Here is a 26,376-nt window from a genome sequence, read left to right on the forward strand (position 1 = left end):
GTCGGTTAACATACCGCCATGAGACTGCTGCTGGTCGAGGACGACGCCATGATCGGCGAGGCCGTGCGCCTCGGGCTGCGCAAGCAGGGCCTGGCGGTGGACTGGGTGCAGGACGGCGCCGCAGCAAAGGCGGCGCTGGGCGCCGAGGGCTTCGACCTGGTGCTGCTCGACCTCGGCCTGCCGAAGATGGACGGCCTGCAGGTCCTGAAGTGGCTGCGCGGCACCGGCAGCAAGGTGCCGGTGCTGATCCTCACCGCGCGCGACTCGGTCAACGACCGCATCCGCGGCCTCGATGCCGGGGCCGACGACTACATCGTCAAGCCCTTCGATTTCGACGAGCTCGCCGCGCGGGTGCGCGCCGTGCAGCGGCGTCATTCCGGCCGCGCCGAGAACCTGGTCGAGCATCTCGGCATCACCCTCGACCCGGCCAGCCATGCGGTTACCCGCGATGGCGAGCCGGTCAACCTCTCCCACCGCGAGTTCGCGCTGCTGGAGGCGCTGCTGGAGCGGCCCGGCCAGGTGCTGTCGCGCACCCAGCTCGAGGAACGCCTCTACGGCTGGGGCGAGGAAGTGGAGAGCAACGCCGTCGAGGTACACATCCACAACCTGCGCAAGAAGCTCGGCGCGGAGTACATCCAGAACGTGCGCGGCGTCGGCTACCGGGTACGCGCCGCCGCATGACCACCATCCGCGCGCGGCTGCTGCTGTGGCTGCTGTCGGCGGTGGTCGCGGCGGGACTCTCCGGCGCCTTCACGCTGTACGAGAACGCCCGGGACGGGCTCGACCAGGTCTTCGACGAGCAGCTGCAGCAGACGGCGCTGTCGCTGCGCGACCAGTCCTTCGAGTTCGCGCTGCCGCCGCAGCTGCCGGCCACCGAGACCCGCAACAGCGTGGTGGTGCAGGTGTGGAACATCACCGGGGTGCGCGTCTACTTCTCCGAGCTCTACCGCGAGCTGCCCGGCCTGCAGCGGCCGGGCTTCTCCAACGTGCAGGTGAACAAGGCGCCGTGGCGGGTGTATTCGCTGCCGAGCCGCGGTTACGTGATCCAGGTGGCACAGCCGCTGGCCGTGCGCCAGCAGCGCGCGGCGGCGCTCGCCGTGCGCACGCTGGCCCCGCTCGGCCTGATGCTGCCGGTGCTGGGCGCCGCCATCTGGCTCATCGTCGGCGCGCAGCTGCGCCCGCTGGACCGGCTCGCCGACTCGGTGCGCATGCGCCAGCCCGACGCGCTGGAACCGCTGGGCGAGTCCGCTCTGCCCGACGAGATCCGCCCGCTGGTGGTGGCGCTGAACGAGCTGCTGGCGCGACTGCGCGCCGCGCTCGGTGCGCAGCAGGCCTTCGTCGCCGATGCCGCCCACGAGCTGCGCACGCCGCTCACGGCGCTGCGCCTGCAGCTGCAGCTGGCCGAGCAGGCCGGTGACGAGACGGAGAAGCAAGCCGCCTTCACGCAGCTGCGCGCTGGCATCGAGCGCGCCGCGCGACTGGTCGAGCAGCTGCTCAACCTCGCGCGGCACGAGGGCGCGGCAGCCGCCACCGGCAGCGTGGCGCTGGACGAACTGGCGCGCGAAGTCGTCGGCGACCTCGCCACGCTTGCCGAGGCGCGCAGGCAGGATCTCGGCATCGCCGGCAGCGAACCGGTCACGGTGCACGGCGATGCGCATGCGCTGCGCATGCTCCTGCGCAACCTGGTGGACAACGCGCTGCGCTACACGCCGGAAGGCGGGCGAGTCGATGTCACCGTGGGACGCGCGGCCGGCGCGCCGTTCCTGCAGGTCACCGATACCGGGCCCGGCATCGCGCCCGCGGATCGCGAGCGGGTCTTCGACCGCTTCTACCGGGTCGCCGGCGCCGGCGCCGCCGGCACCGGACTGGGCCTCGCCATCGCCCAGAGCATCGTGAAAAACCATCACGCAAACATCGAGTTGGGGGATAACCCGGACGGCCCCGGCCTGCGTGTCACGGTGCGTTTCCCGGCCCCGCCCGGTGTGTTAAGGGTCTCTTAAGACAGGCCTCGTACGCTGCACACCATGGATTCAGGCACAGTCACCTGACTCCTCCAGCGAGAAGCGAAAGTAGGTTGGGTACAGAAACAGGCCGGCTCCCCCCCGGCCTGTTTCATTTCGTGACGGACCTCGCGCTGCGCTTCGCAAAATGTTTTCCCGCAGCATGAAAGTGTAAGCATGCCTTAAGGGTCAGCCGCTACCTTGCATCGACATCGGGTTTCGTTGTCGTGCAGGTGTCAGCAATGACCATCGCCAGGAAGACCAGGATTCTTTTGACTACCGGCGCCGCCGCCGCCATCGTCGCTGGTGCGGCTGCTTTCCTCCCCACGGCATGGCACTCCCCCGCCAACGCCGCGACCCCCCCCGAGCCGCCCGCGACATCCTCCAGGGCGGCGGCGCCGGTATCCTCTCCCGCCATCACCGGGCTGCCCGACTTCAGCCCGCTCGTCGAGCGCTACGGCCCCGCGGTGGTCAACATCACCGTCAAGCAGGACGTGAAGACCGCCATGCGCGGCCCGCCCGGAATGGGTGGTCCGGATGACGACGAACAGCAGGCCCTGCCGTTCTTCTTCCGCGGCCTGCCGATGATGCCGCGCCGCCAGCCGGTCATGGGCGAAGGCTCCGGCTTCATCATCGACTCCTCCGGCCTGATCCTCACCAATGCGCACGTGGTCGACGATGCCGACCGCGTGACCGTGAAGCTGACCGACAAGCGCGAGTTCACCGCGAAGGTGCTCGGCAAGGACAGGCAGACCGACGTCGCGGTGCTGAAGATCGAGGCGAAGGACCTGCCCACGGTGGTGATGGGCGACTCTGCCGACCTCAAGGTCGGCCAGTGGGTGCTCGCCATCGGCTCGCCCTTCGGCTTCGAGAACACCGTCACTGCCGGTATCGTCAGTGCCAAGGGCCGCGCGCTGCCCGACGACACCTATGTGCCGTTCATCCAGACGGACGTGGCCGTCAACCCCGGCAATTCCGGTGGGCCGCTGTTCAACCTGCAGGGCCAGGTGGTCGGCATCAATTCGCAGATATTCAGCCGCACCGGCGGCTACGAAGGGCTGTCCTTCGCCATTCCCATCGACGTCGCCCTGCGCGTGCAGCGCGAGCTGGTGGCCAATGGCCATGTCTCCCGCGGCTGGCTCGGCGTCGGCATCCAGGGCATGAGCCGGGAACTGGCGGCCAGCTTCGGCCTCGACCAGCCGCGCGGCGCCCTGGTGGCCAGCGTGCAGCCCGACAGCCCGGCGGCGCGCGCCGGCCTGAAGACCGGCGATGTCATCGTCGAGTACGACGGCCAGGCCATCAGCGAAGCCTCGGACCTGCCGCCGCTGGTGGGCGCCACCGCCGTCGGCAGCAGCGCCAAGCTCAAGGTCCTGCGCGACGGCAAGGAGAAGCTCCTCAGCGCCCGCGTCGAGCAGCTGGCCGATGCCGACACCGGCACCGGCAAGCCGGACGCGGCTGACAAGAGCCATGCCAGCCTCGGCGTGGCCGTCGCCGACCTCAGCCCGGAGCAGCGCGCGCGGCTCGGCCTCGACGCCGGCGGCGTGGTGGTCACCGCGGTGGGCGACGGCCCGGCCGCCGACGCCGGCATCCGCCCGGGCGACGTGCTGCTGCGCCTCGGCCAGACCGAGATCAGGGACACCCGCCAGCTCAGGCAGCTGGTGGCCAAGGCCCCGGCCGACAAGCCGATCCCCATTCTGGTCCGGCGCGGGGAGAGCACGCTCTTCCTCGCGCTGGAGCCGTTGTCGCGAAACGGGTAACCCCCCCGTAGACCGTTGGTCCCGACTTGGGCCGGAAGTGACGCTTCCGGCCTTCTTTTTTGCCTGCCGGTCCGCGCGGATGGCCGATAATGCGCTCCAACATGCCACGACGCTGGGTCAGGATGCTGCCGGCCGTGACGATGGCGCTTGCCTTCGGCATCGCGCTGGTCGCGCTCCATCACCTCAGCGGTGAACTGCGGCTGCAGGACATCCTCGCGGCGACCGCCGGCATCGGCTGGAGCAGCATCGCCATCGCGCTCGCGCTCACCGCTGCAAGCTACATGGTGCTGAGCCTCTACGACGTGCTGGCCCTGCAGCAGCTCGGCCGCAGCCTCCCCTATGGCCGCGCCACCGCCATCTCGTTCACGGCATGGGCCTTCGGCCACAACGTCGGCCTGGTGACCTTCTCCGCCGGTGCCATCCGTTACCGCCTGTATTCCCTCGCCGGCCTCGGCGCCGCGGAGATCACCCGGATCGTGGTGTTCTGCGCGCTGACCTTCCACCTCGGCGCCGGCCTGCTCACCGGCATCTCGCTGATCGTCGATGCAGGCAACGCCGCATCGCTGCTGCACGCCGCGCCGCTGCTGGCGCAGGTGCTGGGCGTGCTGGTGCTGGCGCTGGTGGCCGGCTGGATCGCGTTGACGGCCTGGCGGCGCAAGCCGCTGAACCTGGCCGGCTGGTCGCTGCCGCTGCCAAGCTGGCCGATCACCCTGCTGCAGGTGGCGATCTCGGCCTCGGACCTGCTGCTCTCCTGCGGCGTGCTCTACGTGCTGCTGCCCGAAGCGGTATCGCCGTCCTTCGTCACCTTCGCCGGCCTCTACATGGTGGCGCTGGTGATCGGCGCGGTGAGCACCGTTCCGGGCGGACTCGGCGTGTTCGAGTCGATGATGCTGCTGCTCCTGCCGCAGGCCGCTCCCGGGCCGCTGCTCGGCGCCCTGCTCGCCTACCGGGTCATCTATTTCGCGCTGCCCTTCCTGCTCGCGATCACGCTGCTCTGCCTCTTCGAGGCCTGGCGACAGCGGCGCCGCGTGCGCGTGGCCTGGGAGTGGACGCGCCGCTCGCTCGACTTCGTGGTGCCGCCGGCGATGGCCATGCTCGCCTTCGTCGCCGGCGTGGTGCTGCTGATGTCGGGCGCGACCCCCGCGCTGGCCGATCGCCTGCGGCTGCTCAAGGACTTCCTGCCGCTGCCGGTGGTGGAGATCTCGCAGCTCGCCGGCAGCGCCATCGGCGTCGCACTGCTGGTGCTGGCGCGAGGCCTGTATTACCGGCTCGATGCCGCCTGGCACCTGATGCTCTGGCTGCTCGGCGCGGGCATCCTCGCCTCGCTGCTCAAGGGGCTGGACTACGAGGAGAGCCTGGCGCTGCTGCTGGTGCTGCTGGCGCTCTACACCACGCGCCGGCAGTTCTACCGGCGCGCGTCGCTGCTCACCGAGCCGCTGGCGCCGCGCTGGCTCGCAGCCGTCGCCATGGCGGTCGGCGCCTCGATCTGGGTCGGCCTGGTGGCGCAGCGCGAGGTGCCCTACCAGAACGAGCTGTGGTGGCAGTTCGCCTTCGACGCCAATGCGCCGCGCATGCTTCGCGGCAGCCTGGTGGCCGTGCTCGGCCTGGGTGTCGCGGCCGGCTACCGGCTGCTGCAGCCGGCGCGTCGCAGCGCGCTGCCCGCCACGCCGTCGGAGCTCGAGCGCGCCGCGGCGGTACTGGCCAGGGTGGAGTCGGCCAACGGCAACCTCGCCCTGCTCGGCGACAAGAGCCTGCTCTTCAGCGCCTCGGACCAGGGCTTCATCATGTACGGGATCTCCGGCCACAGCTGGATCGCCATGGGCGATCCCGTAGCCGACGCCGGTGAGCGCGGTGAACTGGTCTGGCGCTTCCGCGAGCTCTGCGACCGCGGCGGCGGCCGCTGCGTGTTCTACCAGGTCTCCGGTGACAGCCTGCCAAGCTACGTGGATGCCGGCCTCTCGCTCAGCAAGCTCGGCGAGGAGGCGCGCGTGCGCCTGGAGGAGTTCACCATCGAGGGCAGTGCGCGCGCCCACCTGCGCCAGGCGAAGCGCAAGGCCGAGCGCGAAGGGGCCAGTTTCCGCGTCGCCGGCGTCGACGAGGTGGCGGCGCTGCTGCCGGAGATGCGCCGCGTCTCGGATGACTGGCTGGCGACCAAGGCCGCGGCGGAGAAGGGCTTCTCGCTCGGCTTCTTCTCCGCGGACTACCTGCGCCGCTTCCCCTGCGCGCTGGTCGAGCGCGGCGGCGAGCTCGTCGCCTTCGCCAACCTCTGGCCCGGATCGCAGGGGATCGAGGTGTCGGTGGACCTCATGCGCCACTCGCAGGCGGCACCCCGCGGCGTCATGGATTACCTGTTCGTGGAAATCATGCTCTGGTGCAAGGCCCAGGGCTTCCAGTGGTTCAGCCTGGGCATGGCGCCGCTGGCGGGACTGGAGGAACACCGCCTCGCGCCACCCTGGCACCGGCTCGGACGGCTGGTGTACCGCTACGGCGAGAACTTCTACAACTTCGAGGGCCTGCGGCAGTACAAGGAGAAGTTCCTGCCGCAGTGGCGCCCGCGATACCTGGCCGCGCCAGGCGGCGTGGCCCTGCCCCGGGTCCTGCTCGACGTCACCACGCTGATATCCGGCGGTATCGGCGGCACCATCGGCAAACCGGCCGCCGGCAAGCACGACGAGGTCCACCCGCATGCCTAGGACAACCAGGACAACCCGGACAACCCGGCTCCTTCCGCTGCTGCTGGCGCTGGCCTGCGCCGCCACGGCCGCTCCCCCGGCCGGATCGACACTGGAGTTCGGGCGTTTCGGCACCGTGCACCTGTACGCACCCGCTGCGCAGCCGCGTGCGCTGGTTCTGTTCCTGTCCGGCGACGGCGGCTGGGGCGAGGGCGTGGTGCAGATGGCCAGCCACCTCGCCGATCGCGGCGCGCTGGTCGTCGGCATCGACGTGCCCCGCTGGGGCAAGGCGCTGCGCGACACCAGCGATCGCTGCATCTACACCGCCGGCGATCTCGAGGAACTGGCGCATGCCATCGAGGAACGCGAGCATTTCCCGGCCTACGTGAAGCCGCTGCTGGCGGGTTATTCCTCCGGGGCGACGCTGGCCTACACCTCGCTGGTGCAGTCGCCACAGGGCACGTTCCGCGGCGCCCTGACCCTGGGCTTCGGCCCGGACCTGCCCTGGGCGAAGCCCATGTGCCGCGGCGACGGCCTGGGCCTGGAATCGGATCCGGCGAAGCCGCATGGATTTTCCTTCCGTCCGGCACCGCAGCTGCATGAGCCCTGGATCACGCTGCATGGCGAGCTCGACCAGGTGAGCGACATCGGCATCACCCGCGCCTTCGTCGCGAAGATTCCGGCAGCACGCCTCGTTGACCTGCCGAAGGTCGGCCATGGCTTCAGCGTGGAAAAGAACTACCTCGACCGCTTCCTCGCCGCCTACGACGAACTCGCCCGGCCCCCGCCCGCGCCGCCGGCACCGGCCGCCGCCGCATCCAGCCTGGCCGGCGCCGGGATCGCCGGCCTGCCACTGGTGGAAATCGCCGCCAGCGGCCCGCCGCGCGCCGATTTCGCCATCATGCTCTCCGGCGACGGCGGCTGGGCCGGCCTCGACCGCGAGCTCGGCAAGGTGCTCGCGGCGGCGGGCGTGCCGGTGGCCGGCTGGGATTCGCTGCGCTATTTCTGGAAGGCGCGCACACCGGACGGCGCGGCGCAGGACCTCGACCGGGTCATCCGCCACTACCTCGCCACCTGGCACCGGGAGCGGGTGATCCTCGTCGGCTATTCCTTCGGCGCCAACACCCTGCTGCCGATGCTCAACCGCCTGCCCGCCGCGACACGCGCCCGCGTCGACCTGCTCGCGCTCCTCGCCCCGGGCCGCAGCGCCGGCTTCGAGTTCCACTTCAGCGACTGGATGGGCGACAGCGGCCGGGGCATGCCGCTGGCACCGGAAGCGCAGCGCCTGCAGGGCGTACCGCTGCTCTGCCTGTACGGGGCCGATGAAGCCGACGCGCTCTGCCCCGATCTCGCGGGGCCCGGCATCCACGTGGTGAAGCTGCCCGGCGGCCATCATTTCGATGGCGCCTACGCCGAACTCGGGCGGACCATCCTGGCGGCGCTTCCGCCGGCAACGCCACCCCGATGAGTGTCGCGATCAGCGCCCGCGGCCTGACCAAGGTCTACCACAGCGGCGAGGTGGAGGTGCAGGCGCTGCGCGGCGTGGACCTCGACCTCGCCACCGGCGAGCTGGTGGTGCTGCTCGGCCCCTCCGGCAGCGGCAAGTCCACGCTGCTCAACATCCTCGGCGGCCTCGATGCCGCCAGCGGCGGCAGCGCCTGCTTCCGCGACCAGGCGCTCACCGCCATGGACGACCGCGCGCTGACCCGCTACCGGCGCAGCCACGTCGGCTTCGTGTTCCAGTTCTACAACCTGATCCCGAGCCTGACGGCGCTGGAGAACGTGGCGCTGGTGACCGAGATCGCCACCGATCCCATGCCGCCGGAGCAGGCGCTGGGGCTGGTGGGCCTCGGCCCGCGCCTCCACCACTTCCCGGCGCAGCTCTCCGGCGGCGAGCAGCAGCGGGTGGCCATTGCGCGCGCCATCGCCAAGCGGCCGGATCTCCTGCTCTGCGACGAGCCGACCGGCGCGCTCGACAGCGAGACCGGCGTGCTGGTGCTGGAGGCCATCGAGCGCATCCACGCGGAGCTCGGCACCACCACGGTGCTGATCACCCACAACGCCATCATCGCCGACATGGCCGACCGGGTGCTGGTGATGGGCGACGGCCACATCCAGCAGGAGCGCCGCCCGGAGCGTCGGCTGCGCGCACGGGACCTGACATGGTAGGCGAGGCATGCGGCCGCTGAACCGCAAGCTGCTGCGCGACCTGTGGCGGCTGCGCGCGCAAGTGCTGGCCATCGCGCTGGTGATGGCCTCGGGCGTCGGCCTGATGTGCATGTCGCTGACCTCCATCGAGGCGCTGAGCGACACGGCGGATGCCTACTACGACCGCTACCGCTTCGCCCATGTCTTCGCCCGCGTGGAGCGCGCCCCGGAACACCTGGCCGAGCGCATCCGGCTGATCCCCGGCGTGGAATCGGTCAGCACCCGGGTGGTGAGGAGCGCGGTGCTCGACGTGCGCGGCTTCGACGAGCCGGTGATCGGCCAGCTGGTGTCGCTGCCCGCGGATGCCGCCACCGCGCTCAACCGCGTCGCGCTCAGCCGCGGACGCATGCCCGCCGCCAGCAACGAGTGCGTGCTGGCCGAACCGTTTGCCGAGGCGCATGGCCTCGGTCCCGGCTCGACGCTGCGCGCCATCATGAACGGCCACTGGCAGGAGCTGCGCGTCGTCGGCCTGGGGCTGTCACCGGAGTACGTCTACACCATTGGCCCGGGCGCGCTGATGCCCGACGACAGGCGCTACGGCGTGATCTGGCTGGGCGAGAAGGCGATGCAGGCCGCCTACGACCTCGACGGCGCCTTCAACGACGTCTCGGTGATGCTGTTGCATGGCGCCAGCGCGGACAGCGTCATCGCGCAGCTGGACCTGCTGCTGGCCCGCTACGGCGGCGTCGGTGCCATCGCCCGCAAGGACCAGATCTCCAACTGGTTCCTGATGAACGAGATCGAGCAGCTCAAGTCCCTGGCGAGCATCCTGCCGACGGTGTTCCTGGCGGTGGCCGCCTTCCTCACCAACATGGTGCTCTCGCGGCTGATCGCCGTGGAGCGCAGCGAGATCGGCCTGCTGAAGGCCTTCGGCTACCCGGACGGCGAGATCGCCTGGCACTACATCAAGCTGGTGCTCGGCATCGGCGTCGCCGGCATCGTCCTCGGCTGCGCGCTCGGCTGGTGGCTCGGGCTCACCAATACGCGCCTGTACGCGGAGTTCTACCGCTTCCCGTTCCTGCTGTACGCGCCGGGCCCCGGCCCGTTCGTGCTGGCCAGCGTCGCCAGCCTCGGCGCGGGGCTGATCGGCGCGCTCGGCACGGTGCGCCGGGCCGCGGCCCTGCCGCCCGCGGAGGCCATGCGGCCACCGGCACCGCCGCTGTTCCGGCGCACCGGCCTGGCGCGCTGGCGGCTGTTCCGCGCCATGGACCAGCCGAGCCGCATCCTGCTGCGGCAGATCGGCCGCTGGCCGGCCCGCTCCTTCACCACCAGCGTCGGCATCGGCATGGCGGTGGCGGTGCTGGTCAGCTCCATGATGTGGATGGATGCCATCGACCGCATCGCCGACGTGTACTTCCTCCAGGCCCAGGGCCAGGACGTCACCGTGGGCTTCGCCGAGCCGCGCTCGCGGCAGGTCGAGCGCGGGCTCGGCCGCATCGACGGCGTGATCACCACCGAGCCGCTGCGGGTGGTGCCGGCGCGCCTGCGCTTCGGCCCGCGCGAGGAGCGCCAGGCCCTGCAGGGCGTGCCCGCGCACCAGCAGCTGCAGCACGTCTTCGACGCCTCCGGCCACGCGCTCGACCTGCCGCCCGGCGGGCTGGTCATCTCCACCATGCTGGCGGAGATGCTGGCGGTGAAGGTCGGCGACGTGGTCACCGCCCAGGTGCTGGAGGGCCGGCGGCCGCAGCTGCGGATACCGGTGGTCGCCACCTTCGAGACCTACATCGGCAGCCCGGCCTACATCGACATCGACGCCCTCAACCGCCTGATGCAGGAGCAGGACAGCGTCACCGCCGTGCACCTGCGCCTGGATGCCAGCCGCCGCCTCGAGGTGTTCCGCCAGCTCAAGGAGACGCCCCGCATCAGCTTCGTCACCCTGAAGGACGCGGCGGTGCGCACCTTCCACGACACCCTGGCGCGGACCCTGCTGATCTACGTGTCCTTCTTCGTGGTCTTCGCCTGCACGCTGGCCTTCGGCGTGACCTACAATTCCGCGCGCATCGCCCTCTCGGAACGGGGGCGGGAGCTGGCGACGCTGCGGGTGCTGGGTTTCACCCGCGCGGAGATTTCCTACATCCTGCTGGGCGAGGTGGGCCTGCTGACGTTCCTGGCCCTGCCGCTTGGCTGTCTCATGGGTTACCTGATCGCAAGCCTCATGGTCTCCTCGTTCACCACCGAGCTCTTCCGCATCCCGCTGGCCATCCAGGCCTCCACCTATGCCGTGGCCATGCTGGTCGGCCTCGGCGCCACGCTGGCCTCGGCCTTCCTCGTCCGCCGCCGCGTGGATCACCTCGACCTGATCGCCGTGCTGAAGACCCGGGAGTAAGCGATGCCCACCGCCACCCAGCGCCGCCTGGCCCTGTGGCTGCCGATCGCGGCGGCCACCGTGCTCGGCATCCTCTGGCTGTCCTGGCCACGGGCCGTCGCGGTGGATTTCGCCCGCGTCGCCGCCGGACCCATCGAGGAGACGGTCAGCGACGAAGGCGAGACCCGGGTCAAGGAAGCCTACGTGGTCTCCGCGCCCCTGCCCGGCCTCATGCAGCGCATCGCGCTCAAGGCCGGCGATGCGGTGGTGGCCGGCCAGACGGTGATGGCCCGCATCGAGCCCAGCGACCCGGTGTTCCTCGACCGGCGCAGCGAGGCCGAGGCCCGCGCCGGTGCCGAGGCCGCGCAGGCCGCGCAGAAGCAGGCCGTGGCCGCCGTCGCGCGCGCCGAAGCCGACCTCGACTTCGCCAGCGCCGAGCTGCAGCGCTACCGCGGCCTGGCGGCCGCCCACACCATCTCGGCCAACGACCTCGATGCCGCCGAACGCCGCGCGCGCACCGCCGCCGCCGCGCTCGACGAGGCCCGCGCCGCCCGGCGCGCGCGCGACTCCGAGCTGGCGCAGGCACGGGCGCGGCTGCTGGCGCCGGGCCTGGTCAAGCGCCGCCGCGGCGCGGACTGCGACTGCGTCGACGTCTTCTCCCCGGTGAGCGGCAGCGTGCTGCGCGTGATCAAGGAGAGCGAAGGCGTGGTGTCCGCCGGCGCGCCGCTGCTCGAGGTCGGCGACACCGCCGACCTCGAGATCGTCACCGACCTGCTCTCCACCGCGGCCGTGAAGGTGCGCGCCGGACAATCCGTGAGGATCGAGGCCTGGGGCGGCGATGGCGTGCTCGCCGGCCGGGTGCGCCGCGTGGAGCCCTATGGCTTCACCAAGGTCTCCGCGCTCGGCATCGAGGAACAGCGGGTCAATGTCATCATCGACTTCACCGACCCGCCGCAGCGCTGGCAACGGCTCGGCCACGGCTACCGGGTCGAACCGCGCATCGTCCTCGCCGCCGCGGAGAAGGTGCTGAAGGTGCCGCAGGCCGCGCTGTTCCGCCACGGCGACAGCTGGGCCGTGTTCGTCGACGATGGCGGCCGGGCGCGACTGCGCGAGGTGCGCATCGGCCTCGCCAACGGCCTCGAGGCCGAGATCACCCAAGGCCTGGCCGCCGGCGACGAGGTCATCCTCCAGCCGGGCGAGCGCGTCGCCGACGGCACCCGGGTGAAGCCCAGGGGCTGATCGGCCAGCGGCGGTGGTCGCGACCCGGTCTAGAATGCCGGCATGGACGCTTCCTCACGCATCGAGGCACTCGAATTCAAATGCGCCTTCCTCGAGCGCAGCACCCAGGAACTCAGTGACGTGCTCGCCCGCCAGCAGCTGGAACTGCAGCAGGCCCGGGCACGCATCGACGATCTCGCCCGGCAGCTCGAGGCGCTCGATGCGGCGATGGAAGGCGCCGGCGGGCCGACGGGTCCGCGGGTGGAGGTTCCGCCGCATTACTAGATCGCCGGACCCGGGGCCTGACCCGCGGCAACGCCTCCCCGACCGGAATGCCCAGCTCACCGCCGTTGATCCGGCCCGGGTGTATTTCAGCCGGTGGCCAAGTAATATTGAAAAAACTCCTTTCCGGCATTTCTCTTCCTGGACATGGCTCATCCCGCAACGGCGTCCCCTGACGCCACGGCCTCCGGCGATTTCCTCGATGTCACCGAAGTGGCCGGAGAGCCCATCTCCTCCGAGCAGCTCGAGCGTCTCTGCCACCGCTACTTCTGGGCGCGGGAGTACTGCCGCAACCGGGATGCCGTGGAACTCGCCTGCGGCACCGGACCCGGCCTGGGCATCCTGGCCCAGGCCGCGCGCAGCTTCGACGCCGGGGACTTCAGCGGGCAGATGGTGGAGCGCGTGCGCCGCCACTACGGCAACCGGATCCGGGTACAGCAGTTCGCCGCGCAGGACATGCCCTACCCCGACCGTTCCCGCGACCTGATCCTCATCTTCGAGGCGCTCTACTACCTGCCCGACGTGGCGGCGTTCTTCCGCGAGTGCCGGCGGGTGCTGCGACCGGGCGGGCAGTTGCTGATCGCGACCGCCAACAAGGACCTGGCCGACTTCAACCCCAGCCCCCACAGCCATCGCTACCTGGGCGCGGGCGAGCTGCACCAGGAGCTCGCCCGCGAGGGGTTCCGCGTCCGCTGCTTCGGCCATCTCGACGTCGGCACCCTGTCGCCCCGCCAGAAAATCCTCCGTCCCATCAAGAAGCTGGCCGTGGCATCCGGGCTGATGCCGAAGACCATGCGCGGCAAGCAGCTGCTGAAACGTCTGGTGTTCGGACAGCCGGTGCCGATGCCGGCGGAACTGACCGAGAACATGCAACCGGCGGATATCGCCGGCACCCTGACGCCGCTGCCTCCAGGGGCGGCGGATCAGCGCCACAAGGTCATCTACTGCGAGGCCACCCTGCCCGCCTGACCAGTGGCCGGCAGCCGCACCCACCACCCAGCGAGGACTTTGCTTCCCATGACCCAGCGACAGGTTCCGTTCTTCAATTACCGCGCCTTGTTCGAAGCCCAGGAGCAGGAGCTGACGGCGGCGGTCGTCGACGTCATGCGTCGCGGAGCCTATATCCTCCAGCAGGACCTGGCCGACTTCGAGCAGCGACTCCGGGAATTCCTCGGCGTGAAATATGCTTTCGGGGTGGCCGACGGCACCAACGCGCTGATCATCGCGCTGCAGGCGGCCGGCATCGGCCGCGGCGATGAAGTCATCGTGCCGTCGCACACCTACGTGGCGAGCGCGGCATCCATCCACCTGGCTGGTGCGACGCCGGTCCTCGTGGAGTGCCGCGACGACCACATGATCGACCCCGCGGGCGTGCGCGCCGCCATCACCGGGCGTACCCGGGCCATCATGCCGGTGCAGCTCAACGGCCGGACCGCGGACATGGACGAGATCATGGGCATCGCCAGCGAGCACGGCCTCAAGGTCATCGAGGACGCGGCCCAGGCGCTGGGCTCGCGCTTCCGCGGCCGGTTCGCCGGCACGTTCGGTGCCGCCGGCACCTTCAGCTTCTACCCCGCCAAGCTGCTCGGCTGCTTCGGCGACGGCGGCGGCGTGGTGACCAACGACGATGCCATGGGCGAGCGCCTCGCCCTGTTGCGCGACCATGGGCGCAACGAGCGGGGCGAAGTGGTTGCCTGGGGCACGAACTCCCGCCTCGACAATCTCCAGGCCGCCATCCTCAACGTCAAGTTCAGGACCTTCGGCGCCGAACTCGACAAGCGCCGCCGGCTCGCCGCGCAGTACGACGAGGGCCTGAGGGACGTCCCGGAGCTGCTGCTGCCCCCGGCGCCGGGCGCCGACCCGAGGCACCACGATGTCTACCAGAACTACGAGATCGAGGCCGATCGCCGCGACGACCTCAGGAAGCACCTCGAGCAGCAGGGCGTCAGGACCATCATCCAGTTCGGCGGCAAGGCCGTGCACCAGTACGAGGGCCTCGGCCTGACGCAGTACCACCTGCCGCGCACCGAGCTGCTTTACCGTCGCGCGCTGCTGCTGCCCATGAACACCTCGCTGGGCGACGAGGATGTCGGCTACGTGATCGATTGCATCCGCGCCTTCTACGGTCGCGGCTGAAGCATGGCCAAGCGGCAACCCTGGTCCGAGCTCGGCGGACTCGCCGATCCGGCCCGCTTCACCGCGCCGCTGCAGGTGGCGAAGGCCGATGGTGCCCGCTTATGCGGCCTGTTGCGGACCATGCTGGTCATCCGCCACACGGAAGACCAGATCGGCCGCCTCGTCGTCGAAGGGCTGGCCCGGACTCCCTGCCACCTCGGTATCGGCCAGGAGGCCGTCGCGGTCGGTGTCGCCACCCGGCTGCGGGCAACGGACCGGGTGTTCGGCAACCACCGCTCGCACTCCCATTTCCTGGCGCTGGGCGGCACACCCGCAAGCCTCATCGCCGAAGTCCTCGGCAAGGCCACCGGTGCCTCCCGCGGCATGGGCGGTTCGATGCACCTGTTCGGGCGTGAATTCGGCTTCCACGGTTCGGTGCCCATCGTCGGCGCCACCATTCCCATTGCCGTCGGCGCCGGCCTGGCCGCGAAGCTCGATGGCGGCGACAGTGTCGCCGTGGCCTTCTTCGGCGATGGAGCCACCGAGGAAGGGGTGTTCCATGAATCGATGAACCTGGCGGTGGTCCAGGGCCTGCCGGTGCTGTTCGTCTGCGAAAACAACCTGTTTTCGAGCCATCTCGACATCGATCTGCGCCAGCCCAGCGACCGGATCGGCCGCTATGCCGAGGCCCACCGCATGCGCAGCCTGACGGTCGATGGCAACGACCTGCTGGCGGTGGAGTCGGCGACCACCGCGCTCGTCGACGCAGCCCGGCGCGGCGAAGGCCCGGCGCTGCTCGAGGCCGTGACCTATCGCTTCCGCGGCCATGTCGGCCCCAACGAGGACATCGACGTCGGCGTGCACCGGCGCATGGAGGACGTCGAGGCCTGGAGGCACCGCTGCCCGATCCGGCGGCTGCAGGATGGACTGGTTGCGGCCGGCGTCCTCTCCGCCGATGACCTGGCATCCATGGAGAAGGACGTCCTCGCCGGGATTGCCGAGGCCGTCGCCAACGCCCGCCGCGCGGCGTACCCGGACCCTTCCGCACTGCACCAGCTGGTGTACGCAGGCCAGCGATGAACAAGCCGTCCGCTACCGCAGGCCGCGAGATCAGCTACGGCGAGGCCATCCGCGAGGGCTTCATCCACCTGCTGTCCAGGCACCGCGAGGTATTCACCATCGGGCAGGGCCTGTGGAGCCCCTGGTACGTCGGCAATTCCATGACCGACCTCGACAAGCTCTTCGGCAAGGAGCGGGTCATCGACACCCCGGTCTCGGAGCTGGCCTGCACCGGGGCGGCGGTTGGCGCCGCGCTCTGCGGCTACCGGCCGGTCGTCATCCATCCACGCATGGATTTCATGGTCCTGGCGGCCGACCAGATCGTCAACCAGGCGGCCAAGTGGCATCACATGCTCGGTGGCCAGGCGACGGTCCCGGTCACGGTCCGCGCCATCATCAACCGCGGCGGTGAACAGGGTGCCCAGCACTCCCAGGCCCTGCATGGCTGGTTCGCCCATATCCCCGGGCTGCGCGTGGTCATGCCGGCGAGCGTCGCCGATGCCCGGGACCTGCTGATCGCCAGCGTGCTGTGTGATGATCCGGTGATGTACATCGACGACCGCTGGCTCTACGAGCGGCGGGCGGTGCTGCCGCCCGTGGTCGAGCGCCCGCTCGCCGCCGAGGGACCGCGGGTGCTGCGGCCCGGCAAGGACATCACCCTCGTCGGCGCCAGCTACAGCACCTGGCTGTGCGAGCAGGCGGCGGAGATGCTTGCGGCCGAGGACATCGACGCCGAGGTCATCGACGTCAGGGTGCTCAACCCCTTCGAACCCGCGGCCATCCTGGCATCGGTCAGCCGCACCGGCAGGCTGTGCGTGGTAGATGGCGGCTGGCGCAACGCCGGCTGGGCGGCCGAGGTCATCGCCAGCGTGACCGAGGCACTCGATGCCGGTGCGCTGAAGGCGGCGCCGCGGCGCATCACCCTGCCCGACGCCCCGGCCCCGACCAGCAAGGCCCTGGAGCAGGGCTACTATCCCGAGGCCCGGCATGTCGCCGAGGCAGCCCGTGCCATGCTCGCATCCCGCAGGATTGCCTCATGAAACGCTTGCTCGACATCACCGTGGCGCTGGCCGGGCTGTTGCTCGCCTCCCCGGTCCTGCTGCCGGTCATGTTCCTGGTCTGGTGGCAGGACCGGCATTCGCCGTTCTACATCGCGCCGCGCGTCGGCCTCGACGGCCGCACATTCCGCATGGTCAAGCTGCGCTCGATGCGCATCAACGCCGACAAGTCCGGTGTCGACTCCACCTCCGCCGCCGACAGCCGCATCACGCCGGTCGGCCATTTCATCCGCCGCTACAAGCTCGACGAGATCACCCAGCTCTGGAACGTGCTGTGTGGCGACATGAGCCTGGTCGGCCCGCGGCCGAACGTGGAGCGGGAAACGCGGCTCTATACCGCGGCCGAGAAGCTCCTGCTGTCCGTCAGACCCGGGATTACCGACTACGCCTCCATCGTCTTTGCCGATGAAGGCGAGATCCTCGCAGGACACCCGGACCCCGACCTCGGCTACAACCAGCTCATCCGTCCGTGGAAGAGCCGGCTAGGGCTGTTCTACATCGACCATTCCGCGATCCTGCTCGATCTCAAGCTGGTGGGTCTCACGGCGCTGGCGATCCTCTCCCGGAAGCGGGCCCTCGGCGCGGTCGCCGCCGACCTGCAGGCCCGCGGAGCACCGGCCGAGCTGGTCGAGATTGCCGGGCGCCGGAGCCGCCTCGTGCCGCATCCGCCGCCAGGTGCCACGGAAGTGGTGCAATCGCGCGACGCCGTGGCCGCATAGGGAAGGAAGTCATGGTCAACCAGATGCGTTTCATGCTGGTCCGGATCCCGGTCGGCCTCAAGCGCACCATCGTTGCCACCTGTGATGTCGCCCTGGCCGTCCTCGCGCTGGCCGGCACCCTGCTGGTGCTCAACTTCCGCCTCTGGCCTGCCGACGGACGCCTCGTCACGCTCCTGGTCATCTGCGCGGCGCTGACGGTTCCCGTGCTCAGCGCGCAGCGCCTCTACCACGCCATCATCCGCTTCATCGGCGCGGAGATGCACGCCAAGGTGCTGCGCGGCGCGGCGCTCATCGCCCTCTCCCTGGCGGTGGCGGCCTTCGCGCTGGACATCGGCGACCTGCGGCTGTGCATCGGCATCGGCCTGGTGTTCTGGACCTTTGCCTCGTTCCTCCTCGGTGGCGCCCGGATCCTGATGCGCGCGATGGTCATCGGCCGCAACGTCCGCAACGGCAAGAGCGAACCGGTCGCCATCTATGGTGCCGGCGAGGCGGGCAGGCGGCTCGCGGCGGCCGCGGGCAACAGCCACGAGCTGCGGCCGGTCCTGTTCGTGGACGACGACCCGATGCTCCACGGTCGCCTCGTGGCCGGCATCCCGGTCGCCGGCCCGGCGGAGCTGCCGGAGCGGGTCCGCGACGAAGAGATCCGCCGTGTGCTGCTGGCATTGCCCTCTGTCAGCCGCCAGCGGCGCCAGCAGATCCTGAGGAACCTGGAATCGCTGTCGATCCAGGTGCAGACGGTGCCGGACATCGGCGACCTGGTCACCGGCAAGGCCCGCCTCGAAGAGCTCCGCGATGTCGGCGTGGAGGACATCCTCGGCCGCGATCCGGTGGCACCCAACACCCGCCTGCTCGATGCCTGCATCCGCGGCAAGTGCGTCATGGTCACGGGTGCCGGCGGTTCGATCGGCTCCGAGCTCTGCCGGCAGATCATCGAGCTGGGCGCCACGCGCCTGGTGCTGTTCGAACTGTCCGAACTGGCCCTCTACCGGATCGACGGGGAGCTACGGGAGCGCATCCGCGAGCGCGGCCTGCGGGTGGAGCTCATCGCCCTGCTCGGCTCCGTGCACAACCGCAACCGGGTGCGCCAGGTGGTGCAGGGCCTCGGCGTGCAGACCATCTACCACGCGGCCGCCTACAAGCACGTGCCAATCGTCGAGTTCAACATCACCGAGGGGGCGCGCAACAACGTCATCGGCACCTGGCATACGGCCGAGGCTGCCGCCGAGGCCGGCGTGGAAACCTTCGTGCTGGTGTCGACGGACAAGGCCGTGCGACCCACCAACGTCATGGGCGCCACCAAACGCATGGCCGAGCTGGTGCTCCAGGGCATGGCGGCGCGCGGCGGCGGCCACACCCGCTTCTGCATGGTGCGCTTCGGCAACGTGCTGGAGTCATCCGGCTCCGTGGTACCGCTGTTCCGCGAGCAGATCCGCCGCGGTGGCCCGGTGACGGTCACCGACCCGGAGGTCATCCGCTATTTCATGACCATCCCCGAGGCGGCCCAGCTGGTGCTGCAGGCCGGGGCCATGGGCCGCGGCGGCGAGGTGTTCGTGCTCGACATGGGCGAGCCCGTGCGCATCGTCGACCTGGCGCGCCGCATGGTCCAGCTCATGGGCCTGACGGTCAGGGATGACGCCTGCCCGCAGGGCGATGTCGCCATCCGCTTCACCGGGCTGCGCCCCGGGGAGAAGCTCTACGAGGAGCTGCTCATCGGCGGCGAGGTCGGCGCCACCGAACACCCGAAGATCCTGCGTGCCCGGGAACAGGGCCTGCCGTGGCCGCAGGTGCGGGACGCGCTGGAGGCACTGGTTGCCGCCACGAACAGCTGCGATTGCGACCAGGTCCGGCGCCTGCTGCTGGATCTGGTGAATGGCTACGAGCCCGCCCCCGGCTCTCAGGCCGAGGATCCCGGCCTGCCCCTGCGGCCCATGCCTCCCCCGGTCCAGCACCCGATCGAGGTATCGAGGATCGGTGTCGCCTGAAGCCGCTGCGCGGGGGGCACCGCCGCCCTCCGCTCAGAGCGGGTACCGCCAGCCCAGGCTGATGCGCCAATCCTCGTCGGTCTCGCCGGTGACGCGATCGTCGAACTCCTCGAAGCCGACTGCTCCCTGCAGTTCGCCGATCGCCAGGCGATGGCGATGCACGAGGCTGGCGCTGCGGTAGCGCGTCTTCACCGCCGCCACCGTGTTGGTGGTGCTCGGGTTGCCTTCCCGGTTGAGATCGCCCGCCGCCAGGCTGGCCGTCCAGCTGTTGCCGCCGTTCTCGCTGAGCATGGCGCCGAAGGTCCACACCTCGGCATCGTTGTCGAGGCTGTGGCCGATCGACCGGCCGCGATAGCGCATGCCGGTCTGGTAGATGGAATGCTCGTAGGCGCAATCCGGCGTACCGTCGCCGGTGATGTTGCCGCCGCAGAGCGTATCGGCCACCTCGAGATAGAGCCGGTAGTCGCCGAAGCGGCCCAGGCGGCCCCAGGTCTCGACGCCGGCCAGGGTCAGGAAGAGGGCCGGGCGCAGGTCCTGCTCGTCCTCGCCGATGCGCTGGGTGTACAGCGCCACCGGCAGGCCGAAGCCCGCCCCGGTCAGGCGGATGTCGTAGCCGCCGAGCTGGTCGCCCGGTTCATCGGCAGCGCTGATGTTGTCACCGGCATTGTCCTTGCCGGCGAGCAGGTCGACGAAGGTGTCGAAGCCGCAGGGACGGCCCTCGCCACACCACAATGCCGTGCGCGAGATGCCCACCTCCAGCCAGCGCGCCGGCCGTGCCGTGAAGCGCATGCCGAAGAAGCGCGCATCGGGCACCGCACGGTCGCTTTCCAGGAAGCCCCAGAGCGCGGTGAAGTCCCAGTGGCCGATCCAGCGCAGCCATTTCGATTCGAAAGGCGCCGTGGAATTGCGGTCGATGGTGAAGGCGGGAATGGGGCGCGCGTTGCTGGAGAGGATCATGCTCCCCTGCCAGCCCGGCCCCCACCAGCGATCGGTCATCGCCGCCGCCAGCATCCAGTTGCCGAGCGCCAGGCCCGCGTAGCTGCCGTCGGCCCGCAGCTCGCGATCGTCATCCGGATCGGCGACATACTGCGCTACCAGCCGCAGCGCCGTGCGATCGCCGGTCCACTCCAGCTTCCCGGCGACCTCGCCCTTCCCGCGCGGCAGGTCCTCGAAATCCCGGATCAACCGCGGCTCGGTGCCGATACTCGCCTCTGCGCCCAGGCGCAGGCCGGTAGACAGCCCTTCATCACGCAGGCGGGACCGCACGCGCGCCAGCGCCCCGGCCGCCGCATCCGGCACCTGCTCCAGGCCACTGATCTGCGCCGCAATGTCGCCCCAGGACAGCGGCCAGGCCGTGACCGGCGTGCCGATGACGCCGCTGTCCGCAAGCAGCTGCAGGTCGTGGCGCAGGCCGGTGTCGCCTGGGTCGAGCCAGGGGCCGGCATGCGCCGGCTCCGCAAGACCCAGCACCAGCAGCAGCGGCAACAGCCGCCAGCCGCGCCCGTAAGCTCCCTGCCGCCCCTGCATCAGCCCTTCCTCCCCGGGCCAGACGGGATCCTGGCAACCCGGCCGGGCGCCCGGTGATCCCCTCAACGTGACGACGCATTATCTATAATCCGCCGTGCAAACTCTTGCCGAATTTCCCCTGCCAGGCCAGCCACCGATGACGGCGGAACAGTGAACTTCTGGATTGTCACCGTCGGCGAGCCGTTGCCTGGATTCTCCGGTACGTCGCGACCCTGGCGCAGTGGCGCCCTGGCCGACCTGCTCGCCCGGCGCGGCCACAAGGTAACGTGGTGGGTGTCGACGGTTGATCACTTTTCCAAGACTCACTGGCTGAAGCAGAGCTGTTCGCAGGCCGTCCAGGAGAACCTGGATCTCCAGTTCCTCCATGGCTGCCTGTACCGCCGCAATATCTCCCTGGCGCGCTACCGGAATCACCGGCAGATCGCCCGCGAGTTCTTGCGGATCGCCCCAGCACGCGAACGCCCGGACCTTATCCTCTGTTCATATCCGACCATCGAACTCAGCGAAGCCGCGGTCGCGTACGGGTCAACGAAGAACATCCCGGTACTGCTCGATATCCGCGACCTCTGGCCCGATGAAATACTCACCCGGGTTCCCGGCCTGGCGAGGCCCGCGGCACGTCTGGCACTCGCACCGCTCTATGGCGCCGCACGCCGCGCCATGCGCGGTGCCACCGGCATCATCGCCATTTCCCGGGAGTACCTGGACTGGGCACTGCAGGTCGCTGGCCGTGCAGCCACCGCCTGCGACCACGTGATTCCGCTTGGCTATACCGGGAACATCGGGCAGATCGTGCCGTCGCCTGCCGTCGAGCATCGGTTGCGCGAGCTTGGCGTCGATCCCGGGAAGCGGATCTGCTGGTTCTCCGGCACTTTCGTCGGCAACATCGACCTCGGTACCGTCATCGAAGCCGCCCGCCTGCTCGCCGACCGCAACGACATCCAGTTCGTGTTCAGCGGCAGCGGCGAACGCGATGCCGCCTGGCGCAGCCAGGCCGGCGGCCTGGACAACGTCATCTTCACCGGCTGGGTTGGCAGCGAGGAACTCGCCTGGCTGTCGACCGCCGCCGCACTGGGACTGGCGGCATACAGGCCCAACGCCACCATGAGCCTGCCGAACAAACTCTTCGAGTACATGAGCATGGGCCTGCCCGTGCTGCTCAGCCTCGGCGGCGAGGCCGAACGGCTGGTGACCGACAACGGGATCGGCGATATCTACCGGGCCGGTGATCCGCGGCATCTCGCGCAGCTGATTGGCGAGCGGTCGGGTGATGTGGGGTGGAGGGCAACCTGTTCGCGAAACGCCCGGGCCCTGTTTGCTTCACGTTACTCGACGGATGTCGTGTATGGGCAATATGCCGACACCCTCGAAGGCGAAGCACTAACCAGCTCCTGATTCACCCCAGCAAGATTACGCCTTGCTTCTGAGCTCGAAGGTGCAGATCCAGGCCAGAAGCTGAATCCCCGGGATCCGTGTAACCACTCGATCGATTGCGTTCAGCATCGGCAGCAGCGCCGGAACTTTGCCACCCGCAATGCTCAGGATGTGCCAGTACCGTACTTCACCCAACCTGAAGAATTCCTGCGCAAGGCGGACATCCTTGAGGCTGAGAATATGGGCTTTTTCCCACTCCGTTCTCATGTCGGGCGTCAGGTTCCGGTAGAGCTTTATCAGCGGATTGTAGTCAAGTGCCTCGACCGCCAGGAGGCGGCCATCCGCTGCAAGGATCCTCGCCAACTCGGGGAATGCGAAGCTGAGGTCCAGGTGGTGCAGCATCCCGCTGCAGATAATGACGTCCATGCTGGCATCGGGGAGTTGCGTATTCTCGGCGTCAGCCTGAACAAAGCGGCACCGATCGCCGACCCCTGCCGCCTCGGATTCCTAGCGCATGCCGTGCTATCCACGAGTCGACGTATGCCTTGGACAGCTCGGTTGCACGGTAGTACTTCTTGTTTCCATAAAACTTTTCGTAAGTGTCGCCATCCAGCGTCTGGATAAGTTGGCGATCACGGTCCCGATCGTGAAACTCGCGCTCCTTTCGCTTCCTGTCATCTAGCGATTTGAGCCACTCCTCGTCCGGGATTGCGGCAAGCCGGTCCAGGCTCTGGCTCAGGGCGTCGAAAGAGATGCTCATTGCGCAACGTCCAAATCAATTTGTGACAACTGGCCCCAATGCAACGCCCTTAACCTGCCGATCCCTCCCCGCATCTTTAATTCTCCAATTCCTTCTGTACCCCGACAAAAACGATCTTGGTGACCCAGTCACCTTGCAAGTGCACCAGAGAACCCCCATTCAGCAACGATCGAAAAAGGGGGTCTACACCCTCACAGATTTTCTTGAGGCCTCGGAATGATACGACATGCTTGTAACCCCATAGGCATGAAGCATCAGACCTATTCCGGTCTCCTTTTGTTACCGCGCACCGGCCGCCACCCGGCATCAGCAGCATGACTTGCCTCGAACCGCCTGCGGCTCTGCGCCTATTCGCTATCGGAGTACAGCCTTTCCAGGCTGTCAAGCTGTGACTCCCAGGTGAACTCTGCCGGGATGCCAATCGGCTGCTCACGATACTCCTGAAACCGCTCATCGTGAGCGCGTATCGTCTCGGCCACCGTCTCAAGACTCTCAACATCAACCACGATTCCAAAGCGGCCGTCGATCAGCCGTCGCCAGGCCGGAAAATCACTGCAGATTATGGGAATCCTGAACGACATGTACTCGAAGAACTTCGTCAGTTCCTTGTCGCGATAATGCGGCGTATCCGGAAAGAGCGCCAAGCCCCAGCACCACCCTCCCTCCAGGTACGCTTTTGTAATTTCGGAGAATGGCACGCCTTCCTCTGAAACCCGCAAATGCAAGCGAGATCGCGACTCACCGGCTTCTGCCAGGATCTTGTCGCGCAAACCCGCATCACATCTGCCTACCAGATGCAGCTCGTAGTCCGGCAACAGGCGAAGCAGCCTTACATGGTTCAGGGCGCCGCGATCTTCCGACAGGCATCCCGTATAAAGGAGTTTCCGTCGATCCGCTACTGCTGCTACGGCCTGCACACCCTCTGTCAGGCCTGGACCAGATAGCGCGGACGGATAATTGAGAACGGCGACACCGCTGGGAAATCTCCCGCGATAGGCGTGTTCCGCAATAACAATGGTGAGGAAGCGGCTTGCGACCGCCTCCATGGCGGCGACGGCTCTTGCAACAAAGACCCGTATCCACCGGGGCAGAGAACCTTTCTGTGGAATGGCGAGCAGGTTGTCCTCGTGGACATCGTAGATAACGCGGTGACCAATCAGACGGAGCAGCAGACCAAAAGGGACAAACTCGGGATCGTGAAAGTGCACTATCGCTCCCGGCCTCCTGGCGCACTCGATGAAGGCTCTCGCATTTCTGCTGATCCGGGTGGCGAAGCCTGATCCCATGGGCAGGACTACGACCGGGCCGGGTATCGCCGCTACTTCATCCGTTCCGGCCTGGCAAACGTACAGGACGTTATGCCGCCGGCGCCGCAGCCCGGTAACAATCTTCTCGAATATCCGGTTGTCCCACCACGGGTGCACCGTGGTGACCTGAATGATCAGGCTCATGCCGGCGCCGGCGATTGGGGCTGCCCTGCCAACGGCTGCCAGCTCAACTCGCTCGATGCACTGTGGAGCAGAATAAGCGCCATTACCTGTCGATGCGTCAGCTCAATCGGGTCAGTACCGGCCCTGATCACGCTCCGCATGAACTCACTGTTTCGAATAGCCTCAACCCGCTGCTTGAGTAAGTCATTGGCCCAGACTGCGGATGGCGCCGGAAAGCCCAGCTTGGCCTTTCGCCACGCCACCTCTGGCAGTCCCTTGCTATCCAGATAGCGCCTGACAATGTGCTTGGTCCAGCCATTTCGAATCTTGTGGTGGCCTTCAAGGGAGATGCCGAATTCCACGATTCTATGGTCCAGGAAAACAGGTCGACCCTCGATGCCGAATGCGGCGCTTATACGATCATCAAAGCGTAACAGCCGTTGCAACTGAGGCCCACACGTCTCCTGAATCGTGAGGTCGCGCTTGTCTTCAGGCAGCGAGTCCACCTGAATCCTGCTTGGTGCTTTCAGCAGCCAGGGCTGAAACAGAGCGCTTGCACTGCGCCGATAGCGCCACTGCCGGAGCGCCTTTCCGGAGAAGTACGCCAGGAATCCTAGCAACTCTGCAAAACCACGCCCGGAGTGTCTCGCGCACTGGATCAGTTCGTACCACCCGCTGGGACGCCACAATCCACAGCTGCGGATGTGGGGGACGTAGTATCGCTCGTAGCCCAGGAATACTTCATCACCGCCCTGCCCATTGAGAAATACCTTGATGGCCGATTGCTCCCGAATAGCCTTGATGACCTGCCAGTTGACCAACTGCGAGAAGCTGGTATAGATCGTCTCAACGTGACGGGATAGCAGCCTCTCTTCCCGATCGAGATCGATCTCCTCGACATCGACCAGGATGTGATCCATGCCGGTTCGCCGGCAAACCGCGGCTGCCCACCTGGTCTCGTCGAGCTGTGGTGAGTTCCGAAATCTGGATGTAAACGCCTTGACCGCTTCGGATCTGATGGAGCGGATCGCGGCCGCAATGGCAGAGCTATCGACGCCACCCGATAGCGTCAGCGCCACCTCCACGTCTGCCCGCAGACGCATCGACACAGCATCTTCCAAAAGCCAGGAGAACTCCTCGAGTGCCTGACTGTCCGAACGCGGACGTAGTGGCGTTTCGCCTGCGCTCCAGTACTCCCTCGTCACCCACCGCTGCTCGCTCAGGTGACAAATACGCCACGTGGCCGGTGCCACCTCTTCGACGTTCTCGAACAAGGTCTGCGGTGGACTCGGCTGCATCTCATAGATCAGCTGTTGCATGAGCGAATCTGGATCGACCCGCATCGGCTTGTCGCATGCAGTCAGAAGCGGTCGGATTTCCGAGCCGAAACCCATGACCTGGTCGTCAATACACAGGTACAGTGGCTTGATGCCGAATCTGTCCCTGCACAGCGCCAGCACTGGGCCACCGTCGCGCGGACTCGGATCAAAAATTGCGAATGCCCAGAAGCCATTGAAGTGACGCACGCAGTCCGTACCCCACCTGTCCCATGCCGCAAGCAGTACCTCGGTATCAGAACGGGTGGAAAACGAGTACCCGTCGCTCTGCAATTGCTGGCGAATCTCGAGCCAGTTGAAGATCTCGCCATTGTAGACAGCGATTCGACCCCTCGAATCGAGCATCGGCTGTCGACCCGCCGACGACAGGTCAAGTACAGATAGGCGCTGATGGCCCAAGGCCAGCGTGCGCCCAGCGGGCAAGCCGCCTATGATCCGTGTTCCCGTGTCGTCTGGCCCGCGATGCTTGATCGCACCGAGACCTTCATTGAAGGTGGTTGCCAGGCGCGCCTGCCAGATCCCTGTCGGGCTCAGAACCCCAAGTACTCCACACACAGCTGCTATCTACACCAC

20 protein-coding genes and 1 pseudogene are annotated in these 26,376 nt (G+C 68.2%); 16 read left to right on the top strand and 5 right to left on the bottom strand.

All coding sequences use genetic code 11. The annotated features are described in order from the left end of the window. The first annotated feature begins 18 nt into the window (after window positions 1-18). The 15 genes from HRU81_11155 (at window position 19) to HRU81_11225 (ending at window position 19,375) form a co-directional block, all read left to right on the top strand. Window positions 19-681 carry a response regulator transcription factor gene (locus HRU81_11155; GenBank protein QOJ32622.1) on the top strand — a complete coding sequence of 221 codons (663 nt, stop codon included), beginning with the start codon at window positions 19-21 and terminating at the stop codon, window positions 679-681. Next, window positions 678-2,000 carry a sensor histidine kinase N-terminal domain-containing protein gene (locus HRU81_11160; protein ID QOJ32623.1) on the top strand — a complete coding sequence of 441 codons (1,323 nt, stop codon included), beginning with the start codon at window positions 678-680 and terminating at the stop codon, window positions 1,998-2,000. Before HRU81_11155 ends, HRU81_11160 begins: the two co-directional genes overlap by 4 nt. 242 nt (window positions 2,001-2,242) lie before the next feature. After that, window positions 2,243-3,757, top strand: a complete 1,515-nt coding sequence (locus HRU81_11165; GenBank protein ID QOJ32624.1) for a DegQ family serine endoprotease — start codon at window positions 2,243-2,245, stop codon at window positions 3,755-3,757. 101 nt (window positions 3,758-3,858) lie between these two features. Further along, entirely contained in the window at window positions 3,859-6,450 is a 2,592-nt protein-coding gene (gene mprF / locus HRU81_11170; protein ID QOJ32625.1) for a bifunctional lysylphosphatidylglycerol flippase/synthetase MprF, read from the top strand. Next, a complete protein-coding gene (locus tag HRU81_11175) occupies window positions 6,443-7,897 on the top strand; it encodes a virulence factor family protein (protein ID QOJ32626.1) in 1,455 nt (484 codons plus the stop codon). The genes mprF and HRU81_11175 overlap by 8 nt, the downstream gene beginning before the upstream one ends. Beyond that, a complete protein-coding gene (locus tag HRU81_11180; GenBank protein QOJ32627.1) occupies window positions 7,894-8,598 on the top strand; it encodes an ABC transporter ATP-binding protein in 705 nt (234 codons plus the stop codon). The genes HRU81_11175 and HRU81_11180 overlap by 4 nt, the downstream gene beginning before the upstream one ends. 7 nt (window positions 8,599-8,605) lie before the next feature. Beyond that, complete coding sequence (locus HRU81_11185) at window positions 8,606-10,963, top strand: FtsX-like permease family protein (GenBank protein QOJ32628.1); 2,358 nt, start codon at window positions 8,606-8,608, stop codon at window positions 10,961-10,963. A 3-nt stretch (window positions 10,964-10,966) separates the two neighbouring features. Then, the gene (locus tag HRU81_11190; protein QOJ32629.1) at window positions 10,967-12,181 is read left to right on the top strand and encodes an HlyD family efflux transporter periplasmic adaptor subunit; all 1,215 of its coding nucleotides are present in this window, start codon (window positions 10,967-10,969) and stop codon (window positions 12,179-12,181) included. Between the two features lie 42 nt (window positions 12,182-12,223). Then, a complete protein-coding gene (locus HRU81_11195; protein ID QOJ32630.1) occupies window positions 12,224-12,445 on the top strand; it encodes a SlyX family protein in 222 nt (73 codons plus the stop codon). A gap of 144 nt (window positions 12,446-12,589) precedes the next feature. Beyond that, the gene (locus HRU81_11200) at window positions 12,590-13,411 is read left to right on the top strand and encodes a class I SAM-dependent methyltransferase (GenBank protein ID QOJ32631.1); all 822 of its coding nucleotides are present in this window, start codon (window positions 12,590-12,592) and stop codon (window positions 13,409-13,411) included. A 48-nt stretch (window positions 13,412-13,459) separates the two neighbouring features. After that, on the top strand, window positions 13,460-14,578 hold the full coding sequence (locus tag HRU81_11205) for a DegT/DnrJ/EryC1/StrS family aminotransferase (protein QOJ32632.1): 1,119 nt from the start codon (window positions 13,460-13,462) through the stop codon (window positions 14,576-14,578). A 3-nt stretch (window positions 14,579-14,581) separates the two neighbouring features. After that, window positions 14,582-15,637, top strand: a complete 1,056-nt coding sequence (locus HRU81_11210; GenBank protein ID QOJ32633.1) for a thiamine pyrophosphate-dependent dehydrogenase E1 component subunit alpha — start codon at window positions 14,582-14,584, stop codon at window positions 15,635-15,637. After that, the gene (locus tag HRU81_11215) at window positions 15,634-16,656 is read left to right on the top strand and encodes an alpha-ketoacid dehydrogenase subunit beta (GenBank protein QOJ32634.1); all 1,023 of its coding nucleotides are present in this window, start codon (window positions 15,634-15,636) and stop codon (window positions 16,654-16,656) included. Before HRU81_11210 ends, HRU81_11215 begins: the two co-directional genes overlap by 4 nt. Next, window positions 16,653-17,393, top strand: a complete 741-nt coding sequence (locus tag HRU81_11220) for a sugar transferase (protein ID QOJ32635.1) — start codon at window positions 16,653-16,655, stop codon at window positions 17,391-17,393. The genes HRU81_11215 and HRU81_11220 overlap by 4 nt, the downstream gene beginning before the upstream one ends. Window positions 17,394-17,404: 11 nt before the next feature. Next, window positions 17,405-19,375 carry a polysaccharide biosynthesis protein gene (locus HRU81_11225; GenBank protein ID QOJ32636.1) on the top strand — a complete coding sequence of 657 codons (1,971 nt, stop codon included), beginning with the start codon at window positions 17,405-17,407 and terminating at the stop codon, window positions 19,373-19,375. Window positions 19,376-19,408: 33 nt separating this feature from the next. Here the strand turns inward: HRU81_11225 and HRU81_11230 are convergent, their stop codons facing one another. After that, window positions 19,409-20,902, bottom strand: coding sequence for a capsule assembly Wzi family protein (locus HRU81_11230; GenBank protein QOJ32637.1), 1,494 nt, complete (start codon window positions 20,900-20,902; stop codon window positions 19,409-19,411). Window positions 20,903-21,052: 150 nt separating this feature from the next. Between HRU81_11230 and HRU81_11235 the strand changes: the two genes are divergently transcribed. Then, complete coding sequence (locus tag HRU81_11235) at window positions 21,053-22,297, top strand: glycosyltransferase family 4 protein (protein ID QOJ32638.1); 1,245 nt, start codon at window positions 21,053-21,055, stop codon at window positions 22,295-22,297. A gap of 15 nt (window positions 22,298-22,312) precedes the next feature. Here HRU81_11235 and HRU81_11240 read toward each other — a convergent pair. The 4 genes and pseudogenes from HRU81_11240 to asnB all read right to left on the bottom strand — a co-directional run bounded on the left by HRU81_11240 (window position 22,313) and on the right by asnB (window position 26,358). Then, a pseudogene (locus HRU81_11240) lies at window positions 22,313-22,768 on the bottom strand (class I SAM-dependent methyltransferase). Further along, on the bottom strand, window positions 22,734-23,036 hold the full coding sequence (locus HRU81_11245) for a hypothetical protein (protein ID QOJ32639.1): 303 nt from the start codon (window positions 23,034-23,036) through the stop codon (window positions 22,734-22,736). Before HRU81_11245 ends, HRU81_11240 begins: the two are co-directional and overlap by 35 nt. A gap of 347 nt (window positions 23,037-23,383) precedes the next feature. Further along, complete coding sequence (locus HRU81_11250; protein QOJ32640.1) at window positions 23,384-24,487, bottom strand: hypothetical protein; 1,104 nt, start codon at window positions 24,485-24,487, stop codon at window positions 23,384-23,386. Continuing rightward, on the bottom strand, window positions 24,484-26,358 hold the full coding sequence (gene asnB / locus HRU81_11255; GenBank protein QOJ32641.1) for an asparagine synthase (glutamine-hydrolyzing): 1,875 nt from the start codon (window positions 26,356-26,358) through the stop codon (window positions 24,484-24,486). Before asnB ends, HRU81_11250 begins: the two co-directional genes overlap by 4 nt. Between the last annotated feature and the right edge of the window lie 18 nt (window positions 26,359-26,376).

The sequence above is a fragment of the Gammaproteobacteria bacterium genome (genome assembly GCA_015709695.1).
GTDB lineage: Bacteria > Pseudomonadota > Gammaproteobacteria > Steroidobacterales.